This window comes from Nitrincola sp., from assembly GCF_048264025.1.
GTDB lineage: Bacteria > Pseudomonadota > Gammaproteobacteria > Pseudomonadales > Balneatricaceae > Nitrincola.
In genome coordinates this window covers 36,920-49,932 of sequence record NZ_JBLXDN010000010.1, presented here as the reverse complement: position 1 = coordinate 49,932, position 13,013 = coordinate 36,920, and the positions used below count along the sequence as shown (strand labels likewise).

The following is a 13,013-nucleotide window of genomic DNA, read 5'->3' as shown; positions in this document are numbered from 1 at the left end:
CATTCCTTGGTCAGGATCTGAGCGCTACGCCGTCAGATGACGCAGCAGGTTTTTATAATCTTCACTAATGTCGTTGTTGCTTTCACGAAGCTCCTTAATTTTACGACACGCATGAAGAACCGTCGTATGATCTCGACCACCAAACGCACTGCCAATTTCAGGCAAGCTATGGTTGGTCAGCTCCTTCGATAATGACATAGCCATTTGTCGTGGTCGAGCGACAGAACGACTACGACGCTTCGAAAGGAGATCATTGATCTTAATTTTATAGTAATCTGCGACAACTCGCTGAATATTATCAATACTAACCTGCTTATCCTGCAGAGCAAGCAGATCTTTCAGCGACTCTTTAATAAAAGGTGTATTGATCTCGCTACCAGTGAAGTGAGCATTCGCTATCACGCGCTTCAGCGCACCTTCAAGTTCACGTACGTTGGAACGAATTTTTTGCGCCAGGAAGAAGGCGGAATCATCCGGTAACTGGATGCGCGCCTCCTCGGCTTTTTTCATCAATATAGCTACACGGGTTTCCAGTTCTGGCGGCTCAATTGGCACCGTCAAACCCCAGCCAAAACGCGACTTCAGACGCTCTTCCACACCGGATATTTCTTTGGGATAACGGTCACTGGTCAAGATAAGCTGCTGCCCACCTTCAAGCAAGGCATTAAAGGTATGAAAGAATTCTTCCTGAGAACGCTCCTTGCCAGCAAAAAACTGAATATCATCAATCAGCAAGGCATCAACTGAACGGTAGTAGCGCTTGAAGTCATTAATGGCATTTAACTGCAGCGCCTTCACCATATCGGCCACAAAGCGTTCTGAGTGCAGATAGACAATCCGTGCATTGGGATTGCGCTTGAGCATCTCGCAACCTACGGCATGCATCAAGTGCGTTTTACCCAGGCCAACGCCACCATAGATAAACAGAGGGTTATAACCACCACCAGGATTGTCGGCCACCTGCTGCGCCGCAGCCAGGGCTAACTGGTTAGACTTACCCTGGACAAAAGCCTGGAAGGTAAATGCCGGGTTCAAATTCGACTGGTGCTTAACCCCGCCTTCAACATCCACCTTACGCGAAGAACGTCGGCGCGGCGGTTCATCTGTAGGCAAAGAAGGCTCTCTACGGGTGTCCTGTAACGCCAGACCTACCTGCTGAGGCGGAACAGAATCCAGCGCAGGAAGATAGTTAGCCTCGCCAGTTACTGACTCAACCGCCGGAGTAACGGGTTGTACATCCGGCTGTAAGCGCACTGTCTGCTCAACTTGGCGCGGCTCAAACTCAGGCTGAGTAGCGGGCGTCGTCGCTCGGGCAGACAAAAAGCCTGTTTCGCCATTGGCTGCCATTGGCTTACCGGCAATATCAATGCTGACATCAGCACTGAGGTTACCACTGACATTAATAAATGTTTGACGTATATGATTAAGGTACTTATCGGTAACCCAGTCTTTAACAAAGCGATTGGGTGCGGTCAAAATCAAGTGCTCAACAGTACAATCAGCCAGACGCAGCGGACGTATCCATGTGTTGAACTGCTGCGACGGGAACTCCTCCCTGAGACCGGATAAACACCGCTCCCATAACGCTTCTGACATGCACTAACCCCGAGCCGATTGTTCTTACTGGTGAATAACTAACAATAAGCACCATTCTATCCTTTTCACAGGGAGTTATCCACAACCCTACCAATGCGGCCAAGCGCTATAAATCAACAAAAAGACCAGAAAAGGTTTGCAAGCCAAGGCGCCTACAACTATAATTTCGCGTCTGATTTTTACATACATCGTGGATACTTGCCACGCACGCACCACACAACGTAAGCAGGACTGGGCAATGAAAAGAACATTTCAACCAAGCGTACTGAAACGCGCTCGTACGCACGGTTTCCGTGCACGCATGGCAACCAAAAATGGTAGTCAGGTACTGAACCGTCGTCGTGCCAAAGGTCGCAAAAGACTTGCTGTTTAAGCAGTCTTAGCCGCTACCGACTGAATGGCCGAATTCGGATACCCCCGGGCATCAAGACTTTTGACGCCCGGGGACTTCAAATGCGTATTCGACAGAGCCAGCTTTAAAGTTTCAGATCCCTCTCTGTTGATTCTCGCTCGAACAAACGAACTTGGTCATCCCCGACTCGGTTTTGTTATTTCCAAAAAAAATGTCCGTCGGGCTGTCAAACGTAGTCACATTCGACGTATCATTCGCGAATCTTTTCGTTTACGTCAGCACCAACTGCCGAGCGTTGATATTATTATTCTCGCTCGCAAGGGTCTCGATACCCTTGACAGCAGTCAACTGCGCACTCTGATTGAGCGTAGCTGGACACGGCTGGAACGAAAATCTTCTAACGCCCAAAAAGACAACTGATGGTTTATCCCGATGGATGTACAGCGAGTCATATTACTTTCCGCACTGGCCCTGATTACCTATCTGGGCTTTCTGCAGTGGAACCAGGACTATAACCAACCGGCCTCTGCGCCTCAGGTGGTTACAGCACCGGCTGTGATTAACGGCAGCACAACCTCTGCCGACCTTCCTCAAAGCACCTCAACTACCGGCGATGTCCCCGCTGCCACTGATGACAGTGCCAGTGTTCCAGTCACCGGCACTCAAGAGGCAGTTACGACTGGCGATCAGATTCGTGTACAAACCGATGTACTGGATCTTGTTATCGACAGTCGTGGCGGTGATATTATCTACGCCGCTTTGCTGGATCACAAAGACCGAATTACCGCCTATGATCCCTTTGTTCTGCTGGAACAAAATGCCAACCGTACCTATGTGGCCCAAAGTGGACTTGTAGGGCGTGATGGTCCCGATGCCAGTGCAGAAGGACGGCCAGTATTTAATTCAGCGTCTACCAGCTATTCAATCGATGACGATGAATCGCTAACGGTCGACCTGGAATACACCACCGATGCTGGCGTTAACATCATCAAACGTTACACCTTCGATCGCGGCAGCTACCGAATTGGTCTGAATTATCTGATTGATAACCAGAGTGAAGAGTCGTTTCGCTCGACCCTGTTTGGACAGTTAAAGCGTGATCAGAGCGCAGACCCTACCAGCGGAACTTCCGTTGGTATGAAGTCCTATCTGGGAGCTGTTTTCTCTACGGATGAAAACAAGTACGAAAAAGTGACGTTCAAAGACATGGGCAAAGCCAACTTCAATCAAACCAGTCAGGCTGGTTGGGTGGCGTTCAGTCAGCATTATTTCGTCAGCGCCTGGGTACCAAGCCCGGATGAAACACACACCTTCCAGACCCGCCAGGTAAATAATGATTTTATCGCAGGCTTCCTGTCTCCAGCGGTTGAAGTTCTACCGGGTAGCAGCAGTGAAGTCAGCGCCCATCTGTATATTGGTCCCAAGGATCAGGAGCAATTGGAAGCCACGGCACCTAACCTGAAACTCACAGTAGATTACGGCTGGCTCTGGTGGATTGCTTATCCACTTTACTGGCTGCTGACCACTATTCAGGGTTTTGTAGGCAATTGGGGGCTGGCCATTATCGGCATCACTGTTGTCGTCAAAGCGGCCTTGTTCAAGCTTAACGCTAAAGCCTTCCGTTCCATGGCAAAAATGCGCAAGTTTGGCCCTGAAATGATGCGTATGAAAGAGCTCTATGGTGACGACCGCCAGAAGATGTCTCAGGAGATGATGAAGCTCTACAAAAAAGAGAAAATCAATCCCCTGGGTGGCTGTTTGCCTATCGTGGCACAGATGCCAGTGTTCATTGCTCTGTACTGGGTACTAATGGAATCGGTTGAGCTGCGTCATGCACCGTTCTTCTTGTACATTCAGGACTTGTCAGTGATGGATCCTTATTTCATCCTGCCGATCCTGATGGGTATCACCATGTTCCTGCAGCAGAAGCTGAACCCGACACCGCCCGATCCAATGCAGGCAAAGATCATGAAAATGCTACCTATTATTTTCACCTTCTTCTTCCTGTGGTTCCCGGCAGGTCTGGTACTTTACTGGCTGGTCAACAACATTCTGTCGATCGCACAGCAGTGGTACATCACTCGCCAGATTGAAAAAGAAGGCACCTGATAACCAACCGGCGATAGATTCGCCGCTCCTGCGCAACCGTGCACCCGCGGCATATAGCGCCATGGACGGCGCGTATGCAGACTACGCAGGAGCGGTTTTCTGCCAGTACATCCTGTACATAAAAAGGCTCCGTAAGGGGTCTTTTTTCGTTATAGTGACGCACAAACCACCCAGCACCATGAGGAAGATCGATGCTCAGCCAACACCAAGACACTATCGCGGCACAAGCCACGGCTCCCGGTCGTGGCGGCGTTGGTATCATCCGTGTATCAGGCCCACTGGCTCTGGCTATTGCCAGAGAAGTGTTGCAGCGTGAGCCTAGCCCACGCTACGCCCACTACGGTGACTTTTATGCCGCCGATGGCCAGAGCATAGATCAAGGCATTGGCCTGTATTTCCCCGGCCCCAATTCCTTCACCGGTGAGGAGGTGCTGGAACTCCAGGCGCATGGTGGCCCGGTAGTAATGGATTTCATACTGCAGCGCGTGATCAGCCTGGGCGCACGACCGGCACGACCCGGAGAATTTTCCGAGCGCGCCTTTCTGAATGACAAGCTGGACCTGGCGCAGGCCGAAGCCATAGCTGACCTGATCAACAGCACCTCGGAACAAGCCGCACGCTGCGCCCTGCGTTCACTGCAAGGCGCGTTTTCAGCACGTATCCATGCTCTGGTGGAACGACTCATCCAGTTGCGGATCTATGTAGAAGCCGCCATAGACTTCCCGGAAGAAGAGATCGACTTTCTTGCTGATGGCAAAGTAGAGCAGGATTTACTCGCTATCATTACCGACCTTGAAGCGGTGCAGCGCGAAGCGCATCAGGGCAGCTTAATGCGCGAAGGCATGCATGTAGTGATTGCCGGAAAGCCCAATGCAGGCAAATCCAGCCTGTTGAATGCACTGGCAGGGCGTGAAACGGCCATCGTCACCGATATTGCTGGCACGACACGTGATGTGCTCAGAGAGCATATTCACATCGATGGCATGCCCTTGCACATTATCGACACAGCCGGTTTACGTGACGCTCCAGACCAGGTTGAAAAAATCGGCATCGACCGTGCCTGGCAGGAAATACACAAAGCGGATCGCATCCTTATGGTGGTCGACAGCAGCGAAACCAACGCTACTACTCCCGAACAGATCTGGCCTGAATTTGTCGCCCAACTAGCCGATGCCAGTAAAGTCACCGTTATCCGCAACAAGATAGATCTACGAGCTGAAGAACCCCAACTTATCCAGGGAAGTGATTACTCACTTATCTCTCTGTCCGCCAAACAAGGGCAGGGAATAGAAATACTACGTAACCACCTGAAAGCCTCTATTGGCTTCAGCAACACCACCGAAGGCGGCTTTATGGCACGTAGACGCCATCTGGATGCGCTGGAGCACTGCCATCAACAACTCGATAATGGACTGGAGCAACTTCAGGGCTATAGCGCAGGTGAACTGCTAGCGGAAGATCTGCGCATGGCTCAGCAAAGCCTGGGAGAGATCACCGGAGAATTCACTCCAGATAATCTGCTCGGTCGGATCTTTTCGAGCTTTTGTATCGGGAAGTAAAATAGTAAAACGCATCAAATCAACATTATGATTTTAAAATAATTTAATTTTACTTGGTGGGAATCAGTTTGGGGGAGACGCCCTAAACTTGCCTAATCGGCCAAGAAAGAACGAATATTGTTCCTCCACGGCCTGAGGGTTGGCAGACCACATAACCGCCGTGAGCTTCAACAACAGCTTTAACGACGGCGAGACCTAGCCCACTGCCGCCACTGGTTCGAGAGCGAGACGGATCTACTCGGCGAAATGCCTCAAATACGTAGTTTGCAGCTTCAGCAGGGATGCCAGGGCCTTCATCTTCCACACTTAGATAACAACTTGTGCCAGAACTGTAGAGGCGTACAGTCAAAGCTCCAGGATCGGCATGCTGGCGAGCATTTTCCAGCAGCGCCATCAGCGCTTGACGTATTCGTATAGCATCACAGTAGACTTGAAGTGTTGTATCGAGTTCCTGTTTCAGGATGATTCCTCTCGCATTTAAAGCCGTAGCGAAAGTCTCAATCACCGCACGGATTTCCTCGGCTAAACAGACCTCAACCCGCTGTAACTCTAAGTGGCCACTGTCATTGAGGCTCAGCACACGCAAGTCTTCGATCAGACGATTGAGTCCTTCGACCTGCCGTAGCAGTCCCTCGAAGAGCTCACTGCTGGGACTAAAAACACCTTCAGCCAAGCCTTGCAAACGACCACGCAGAATGGTTACCGGGGTACGGAGTTCGTGAGCGATTGCGGCGTTCCAAAATTCCCGCTCGCGGGTCATATACTCTAAACGCTCGGCCATAGCATTAAAGTCAGACACCAGTTGTGCCGTCTCCCCCATCGCATGCTGGTCCATTCGCGCGCGAGCGTTGAGCTTACCCTGAGCCACTTCGCGCAGGCTATACGCCACAGAGTTCAGAGGTGTAAGAATTCGCCGTGACAGACGAATGGCGACAAATAACGCCATCCCCAGTGCGGCTATGATAGTGCAAAAAATCCAGATCATCTCCACCCGTGAGGGTATCCAGGTTTCGGATATACTGTCTGGCAGGTAGGCCACCGCGATGGCATAGAATACATAGGAGCCGAACACCGACAAGAAAATAATACCTAAAGCCATTACCGCTACGGACTGGACAATTTGTCTGCGTATACCCGGTGCTTGCCTCATACCTCACCACCAAAGCGATAGCCAACCCCCCAGACACTGAGAGGCACTCCTTGAATATCAAGGGATTCAAGTTTTTTACGCAGCTTACTGATATGACTGTCAACGGTACGTTCCTGAGTATCACCCTCAGGCAAGCAATTAATTAACAGCTCCTCACGACTGAAAGCACGTTTAGGCGCACGCATCAGGCAGGCGAGCAGTTTAAACTCAGTCAGAGTCAGATCTAGTATCTGCTGCTGACCATTACAGATTACACTGGCCTCGTGGCTGTCTAAGTCGATTTGGAGCTGGCTGACGCGCAACATTTGGGTAGTAGTGGGCGTGTTAGTCCGGGCGCGTCGCAGTACCGCCTGTACCCTGGCCACCACTTCGGCCGGGTTGAATGGTTTAACCACGTAGTCGTCTGCACCGAGGCGTAACCCCATTAATTTATCGATATCCTGATCAAGCGCGGTGAGCATTATCACTGGCGTGTCACCACGGGAGCGAATTTCATTCAGTACATTCCAGCCATCTATATTCGGCATCTGTACATCGAGTAGCAGTAGATCTGGCTTAAATGTTTGATGCATGGCTAACGCTTGGAGACCATCCGTAGCATGTTGGGTTCGCAACCCGCTGCGCTGCAAATAGGCAATGAGGATCTCGGCAATCTCGGCTTCATCCTCGGCAATCAATACGAGTGCCGAAGTCATAGAGCTTACGGGTGTATTGAAATTGGACATGAATCGCTCCAACGCTAAAATTGTTGAACATTATCACTCCCTCCATACATTCTCCATAAAGCCTCGAATAATTCGCAATAGCGACTGGTTAAAATTCAGTCTTGGTTCTCTAACGCTTGATAAAACGCCATTAGGGACAGCACGGTACATTGAGGAGTATAGGTTATGTTCATCAAACAGCGGCACTTAAGCTTTGTGTTAGTGTTAGGAATTGCCGTGTTAGGATTGGTAGGTTGTGATTCAGCGGAGCAGGATGAAGATACATCTGCTCCGGTTCATGTGTCGGTGATGACACTAGAAAACGAAGAATTACTGGTTACTGAAGACCTAGTCGGTCGCGTAGCTGCTGTTCGCAGCGCTGAGATCCGCGCGCAAATTAGCGGCATAGTTCAAAATCGTCTATTCGAACAGGGCACCGATATAAAATCTGGCACAGTACTGTTCCAAATAAATCCTGCGCCATTTCAAGCTGATGTTGATATTGCTGCGGCAGCTTTACAGCGTGCCGAAGCGGTATTGTTTCGGGCTCGTCAAGAGGCTGAACGTTTGTCCTCTTTGATACAAACCAAGGCTGTCAGCTTACAAATGTATGACGATGCTATTTCCCTGCGTGATCAGGCTGCCGCAGATGTAGCCCAAACCAGAGCGGTGCTGGCGCGGCGTCAGCTGGATCTACAGTTCGCCAGCGTCGATGCTCCGATCTCAGGACGTATAGATCAGGCCTTAGTGAGCGAAGGTGTATTGGTCTCACCGACCGATACCACACCCATGGCGAGGATCCAACAAGTCGACCAAGTGTACGTCGATGTACGTCTGCCAGCATCAATGTTGGAGGCGATGCGTCAGCAGGCAAGTTCCGGAGTCCCGGAGTTAGCAGTTGAGATCCTAAGCAGTGATGGCAAGCCTCTTGGCATGCAGGGGCATATCTTATTTTCCGGGATTGAGGTAGATGCAGGTACCGGCGATGTGCTGCTGCGCGTACTGGTCGATAACCCGCAGCATCGTCTGTTACCAGGTCTTTTCGTAAAGGCTCGGATCCCTCAAGCTTACTATCCCTCCACGCTGAGCCTGCCTCAGCAGGCTGTCACCCGCAAGGCAGGACAGGCCAACGTCTGGGTGCTGGATGCCCAAGGCCTGGCACAACGAGTGGCAGTTAAGGTCGATGAGCTAGTGGCACGCCGCTACCGCGTAGTGTCCGGGCTAAGCGCCAGCCAGCAGGTAGTCATTGAAGGCATCGAGCGCCTGAGCCCAGGTACACAAGTCATCGCTCAAACCTGGCAACCCGCTGTACCCACTCAGCAACTTAGTGCCGACGTGCGCTGAATTTGGAGAAGTTGCCATGCCCCAGTTTTTTATCAACCGCCCAGTATTTGCCTGGGTGATCGCCTTATTTATCGTGCTGATTGGTGTCATCGCCATTCCTCAATTGCCGATCTCTCGCTACCCTTCAGTGGCACCCGTGTCGGTAACTATTTACGCTTCTTATCCGGGAGCCACTCCACAGACACTCAACGATTCTGTGGTAAGCCTAGTCGAGCGCGAACTATCGGGAGTAAAGAACCTACTGTACTTCGAGTCATCTGTAGACAGCTCGGGCAGTGCACAAATCATAGCTACCTTCAAACCGGGCACAGATGCGGAGATGGCTCAAGTCGACGTGCAAAACCGCATTAAGGCTGTCGAACCACGCTTGCCTCAGGTCGTGCGACAGAGCGGCCTTCAGGTTGAGTCAGCTGCCTCAAGCTTTCTGATGATGGTCAGCATGACCTCGCCTAATGGCCAGTTCGACGAAATCGCGCTAAACGACTATTTGGCGCGCAATATTGTCGAAGAGTTGCGCCGAATCGACGGTGTCGGACGTGTACAATTATTTGGCGCCGAGCAGGCCATGCGCGTCTGGGTCGACCCGAACAAACTCACCGCCTACGGCCTGACAATGAACGACCTTGCTCTGGCTATCGAGCAGCAGAACACACAGATAGCTCCTGGACGGATAGGCGACGAACCAGCACTACAGGGTCAGCGCCTGACCGTGCCACTGACGGTGCAGGGACAATTGACAACCCCCGAGGAGTTTGCAGCTGTTGTCCTGCGCGCTGGTGCCGATGGCGCCAAATTGGTACTCAGTGACGTAGCGCGGGTCGAGCTGGGTGCTCAGTCCTACGGTTTTTCTAACCGTGAGAATGGTGTAGCGGCTACCAGTGCAGCTATCCAGCTCTCGCCTGGTGCCAATGCTGTACGCACCGCCTCGGCGGTACGTGCGCGTTTGGCCGAACTGGTGCCAAGCATGCCCACCGGCATGAGCTACTCGGTGCCATTCGATACCGCACCCTTCGTCAAGGTGTCTATCGAGAAGGTGATCTATACTCTGTTTGAAGCTATGGCACTGGTTTTTATGGTGATGTTCCTGTTCCTACAGAACCTGCGCTATACACTGATCCCGGCTATCGTCGCCCCCATAGCACTGCTCGGTACCTTCGCGGTGATGTTGCTGGCTGGCTTCTCGATAAACTCGCTGACCATGTTCGGCATGGTACTGGCGATTGGCATTATTGTTGACGACGCTATTGTGGTGGTGGAAAACGTCGAACGGCTAATGGCCACCCAGGGATTATCGCCGAAGGAGGCGACCGCACGGGCAATGAAGGAAATTACCGGCGCGGTGATCGGTATAACCCTGGTGCTGACAGCGGTGTTCATCCCCATGGCCTTCGGCAGCGGCTCGGTGGGGGTAATTTACCAGCAATTTACTTTGTCAATGGCGGTGTCGATCCTTTTCTCGGCCTTCCTGGCCCTGACATTGACTCCAGCCCTATGCGCCACACTGTTGCGTCCGGTCAGTGCAGATCATCACCACAAAGGCGGTTTCTTCGGTGCCTTCAACCGTGGTTTTGAATACCTAACGGCGGCCTACAGCACACGCGTGGCACGCCTGGCAGGGCGCAGTGGGCAGATGATGGCGGCATTCGCCGTGCTCTGCGCGGTGCTGATCATCGCTGCCGGACAATTACCGTCGTCTTTCCTGCCCGAAGAAGACCAAGGCTACTTCATGACCTCCATCCAATTACCAACAGGTGCTACTAGCGAGCGCACACTGGATGTGGTCAAAGCCTACGAATCGCACGTCGCCTCGCGCCCGGCGTTGGAAACCAACATGGTAGTACTGGGCTTCAGCTTTGCTGGCTCGGGGTCCAATGCCGCCATGGCCTTCACCATGCTCAAGGACTGGGATCAGCGCAATGGCGCCACGACTGCCGAAGAAGCGGCACTCGCACAACAAGCTATGGCAGATAACGTTGAAGGCACAGTGATGAGCCTGATGCCGCCAGCCATTGACGAACTGGGCACTTCCTCCGGTTTCACTCTATTCCTGCAGGATCGGGGCAACCGGAGCGAAGCAGCATTATTGGCAGCACAGACACATTTGCTGGCACTGGCCGCACAGAGCGAGGTGGTCAGCGATGTCTACCAGGACGGTCTGCCTCCCGGCGAGAGCATTAGCCTGGAGATCGATCGGCCAAAAGCCGAGGCTATGGGGCTGTCCTTCGCGGCGATAAGCAGCACACTTTCGGCGGCCATGGGCTCACTGTATGTCAATGACTTCCCTAATACCGGACGTATGCAGCAAGTCATTCTGCAAGCCGAGGCGTCTGCGCGCATGCAACTAGACGACGTGCTCGGCCTGCGCGTGCGCAATGCCAGCGGTGGCATGGTGCCACTACGCGAAGTGGTGACGCTGAAATGGAGTGAATCGCCGCAGCAAATGATGCGCTACCAGGGCTTTCCGGCGGTGCGTATTTCCGGGGGTGCCGCTCCTGGCGTATCCAGCGGCGCAGCGATGGCCGAGATGGAACGCCTGGTGGCGCAGTTGCCGCAAGGCTTTGCGGTAGCTTGGACTGGGGCATCATTGCAGGAGCGTCAGTCTGCGGCACAGGCGCCGCTGCTGATGTTGCTGTCCGCGCTAGTGGTATTCTTGGTGCTCGCGGCGCTGTACGAGAGCTGGTCGATTCCGCTGTCGGTCATGTTGGTGGTGCCGCTAGGCCTACTCGGCGCGGTGGCGGCGGTCATGCTGCGTGGTATGCCCAATGACGTGTTCTTCAAGGTGGGGATGATCACCATCATTGGTCTATCGGCAAAAAACGCCATCCTCATTGTCGAGTTCGCCCGTCAGTTGCACGCTGAGGGCCATACGCTAATTGATGCAGCAGTGACCGCCGCACGCCTGCGTCTGCGTCCAATCCTGATGACATCACTTGCCTTCACCCTCGGCGTGGTGCCGCTGATGCTCGCCAGCGGTGCCAGCGCGGAAACTCAACATGCCATAGGTACTGGCGTATTCGGTGGCATGCTCAGCGGCACCTTGCTGGCGATATTCTTCGTTCCAGCCTTTTTCGTTTTTGTCATTGGCACACAGGAGCGCTTGAATAGAAACGTCCATGACAAAACCTGACGAAGGGCTGCACTCTACATGTGCACCGACAGCCTTCTAACGCGCTGAGTGGTTTTACATTTTTGTTTCTGTATCGGAAAGTGATCAGGGCTTAAGTAAAACCTTTCCTTTGCGACCCGGCTGGAGCGTGGCACGCACGGCCTCAGCCGCTTCAGCCAGGTCATAAATCGCATCGACAGGCAGCTGCAGTTCTCCACCGCCAATGCGCTGGAAGAGCTCGCCGACCAGCCGCTGCTTGTCTTCCTGGCTCATCTCCTGACTGACCTTGCTACCCCAAAACCCCTTAACCGTAGCCTGCTTAAAAATCACGTCGCCGGAACCTATGTTCATCGGCTCGCCCGTCATGGAGCCGAAGGATACCAGGGTGCCTCCTTCGCCCAGAAGCGTCATGAGTTCACCGCTGGCCTTGCCACCCACAGAGTCAACCGCCGCACTGATCGGTGTATCACCGACAATAGCACGAACCTGGTCCTGCCAATCCGCCTGGGCAGTGGAAACCGCATTGCGAATACCTAACGCAGCCAGTTCGTCCACACCTTCATCACGGCGCACCAGATTGATCGTATGCACGCCACGGGCCGCTGCGAGCATGGCCAGTGTCTTGCCAACCGTGCCATTGGCGGTGTTTTGCAAAACCCATTGCCCAGACTCTACTTGCAGAAACTCCAGCAGCATCAACGCACTCAGAGGCATGGCAATTAACTGCGCTGCCGTTTCATCGCTGATTGCCTCAGGTACCGGAATGGTCATGCCAGCCGGGGAGGTGAAAAATTCGGCCCAAGTGCCGTGCGCACTGGCAACGGCAACGCGCTGACCGATAGAGAAACCCGTTACGCCTTCGCCAAGCGCATCGACAATGCCGACGGCTTCACTGCCGCCTATGGCAGGCAATTGAGGTTTATAGCCGTATTGGCCACGTATGGTCCAGAGGTCATGGTGGTGGATAGCAGCCAGGATAGTCTTAACTCGCACCTTGCCGGGACCCGGTTGCGGGATCGGGCTGTCGCCCAGAGTAAGCACATCAGCAGGTTCGCCGAAACTGGCATGAATAGCACTGCGCATAATAAGCTCC

Annotated in this window: 10 protein-coding genes; 6 read left to right on the top strand and 4 right to left on the bottom strand. The window is 53.0% G+C overall.

Features of this window, described 5'->3' with window-relative positions; translation table 11 throughout:
- Nucleotides 1-24: 24 nt before the first annotated feature.
- A complete protein-coding gene (gene dnaA, locus ACN0R1_RS09480) occupies nucleotides 25-1,596 on the bottom strand; it encodes a chromosomal replication initiator protein DnaA (RefSeq protein WP_417582192.1) in 1,572 nt (523 codons plus the stop codon).
- A 238-nt stretch (nucleotides 1,597-1,834) separates the two neighbouring features.
- Between dnaA and rpmH the strand changes: the two genes are divergently transcribed.
- The 4 genes from rpmH (at nucleotide 1,835) to mnmE (ending at nucleotide 5,616) form a co-directional block, all read left to right on the top strand.
- Nucleotides 1,835-1,969, top strand: coding sequence for a 50S ribosomal protein L34 (gene rpmH / locus ACN0R1_RS09475; protein ID WP_036521017.1), 135 nt, complete (start codon nucleotides 1,835-1,837; stop codon nucleotides 1,967-1,969).
- Between the two features lie 24 nt (nucleotides 1,970-1,993).
- Entirely contained in the window at nucleotides 1,994-2,368 is a 375-nt protein-coding gene (gene rnpA / locus ACN0R1_RS09470) for a ribonuclease P protein component (protein ID WP_417582190.1), read from the top strand.
- A 12-nt stretch (nucleotides 2,369-2,380) separates the two neighbouring features.
- Nucleotides 2,381-4,057, top strand: a complete 1,677-nt coding sequence (yidC, locus tag ACN0R1_RS09465; RefSeq protein ID WP_417582188.1) for a membrane protein insertase YidC — start codon at nucleotides 2,381-2,383, stop codon at nucleotides 4,055-4,057.
- 191 nt (nucleotides 4,058-4,248) lie between these two features.
- Nucleotides 4,249-5,616 (top strand): tRNA uridine-5-carboxymethylaminomethyl(34) synthesis GTPase MnmE, encoded by a 1,368-nt coding sequence (mnmE, locus tag ACN0R1_RS09460; protein WP_417582186.1) that lies wholly within the window; start codon nucleotides 4,249-4,251, stop codon nucleotides 5,614-5,616.
- An 82-nt stretch (nucleotides 5,617-5,698) separates the two neighbouring features.
- On the opposite strand, the gene ACN0R1_RS09455 is transcribed toward mnmE, so the two are convergent.
- Nucleotides 5,699-6,766: an ATP-binding protein gene (locus tag ACN0R1_RS09455; protein WP_417582184.1), complete on the bottom strand. Its 1,068-nt coding sequence runs from the start codon at nucleotides 6,764-6,766 to the stop codon at nucleotides 5,699-5,701.
- Entirely contained in the window at nucleotides 6,763-7,491 is a 729-nt protein-coding gene (locus tag ACN0R1_RS09450; RefSeq protein WP_417582182.1) for a response regulator, read from the bottom strand. The genes ACN0R1_RS09455 and ACN0R1_RS09450 overlap by 4 nt, the downstream gene beginning before the upstream one ends.
- Before the next feature lie 165 nt (nucleotides 7,492-7,656).
- Here ACN0R1_RS09450 and ACN0R1_RS09445 point away from each other — a divergent pair, with 165 nt between their 5' ends.
- On the top strand, nucleotides 7,657-8,814 hold the full coding sequence (locus ACN0R1_RS09445) for an efflux RND transporter periplasmic adaptor subunit (protein WP_417582180.1): 1,158 nt from the start codon (nucleotides 7,657-7,659) through the stop codon (nucleotides 8,812-8,814).
- Nucleotides 8,815-8,830: 16 nt separating this feature from the next.
- Nucleotides 8,831-11,941: a multidrug efflux RND transporter permease subunit gene (locus ACN0R1_RS09440; RefSeq protein WP_417582178.1), complete on the top strand. Its 3,111-nt coding sequence runs from the start codon at nucleotides 8,831-8,833 to the stop codon at nucleotides 11,939-11,941.
- A gap of 84 nt (nucleotides 11,942-12,025) precedes the next feature.
- Here ACN0R1_RS09440 and ACN0R1_RS09435 read toward each other — a convergent pair whose 3' ends face one another.
- Nucleotides 12,026-13,003: a zinc-binding dehydrogenase gene (locus ACN0R1_RS09435; protein ID WP_417582176.1), complete on the bottom strand. Its 978-nt coding sequence runs from the start codon at nucleotides 13,001-13,003 to the stop codon at nucleotides 12,026-12,028.
- Nucleotides 13,004-13,013 lie beyond the last annotated feature (10 nt).

Bases quoted from the DNA above. Each gene is read 5' to 3' on its own strand.
- rpmH (WP_036521017.1), top strand. From the start codon at position 1,835: ATGAAAAGAACATTTCAACCAAGCGTACTGAAACGCGCTCGTACGCAC.
- ACN0R1_RS09450 (WP_417582182.1), bottom strand. From the start codon at position 7,491: ATGTCCAATTTCAATACACCCGTAAGCTCTATGACTTCGGCACTCGTA.
- ACN0R1_RS09435 (WP_417582176.1), bottom strand. From the start codon at position 13,003: ATGCGCAGTGCTATTCATGCCAGTTTCGGCGAACCTGCTGATGTGCTT.
- ACN0R1_RS09455 (WP_417582184.1), bottom strand. From the start codon at position 6,766: ATGAGGCAAGCACCGGGTATACGCAGACAAATTGTCCAGTCCGTAGCG.
- mnmE (WP_417582186.1), top strand. From the start codon at position 4,249: ATGCTCAGCCAACACCAAGACACTATCGCGGCACAAGCCACGGCTCCC.
- ACN0R1_RS09445 (WP_417582180.1), top strand. From the start codon at position 7,657: ATGTTCATCAAACAGCGGCACTTAAGCTTTGTGTTAGTGTTAGGAATT.
- ACN0R1_RS09440 (WP_417582178.1), top strand. From the start codon at position 8,831: ATGCCCCAGTTTTTTATCAACCGCCCAGTATTTGCCTGGGTGATCGCC.
- yidC (WP_417582188.1), top strand. From the start codon at position 2,381: ATGGATGTACAGCGAGTCATATTACTTTCCGCACTGGCCCTGATTACC.
- dnaA (WP_417582192.1), bottom strand. From the start codon at position 1,596: ATGTCAGAAGCGTTATGGGAGCGGTGTTTATCCGGTCTCAGGGAGGAG.
- rnpA (WP_417582190.1), top strand. From the start codon at position 1,994: ATGGCCGAATTCGGATACCCCCGGGCATCAAGACTTTTGACGCCCGGG.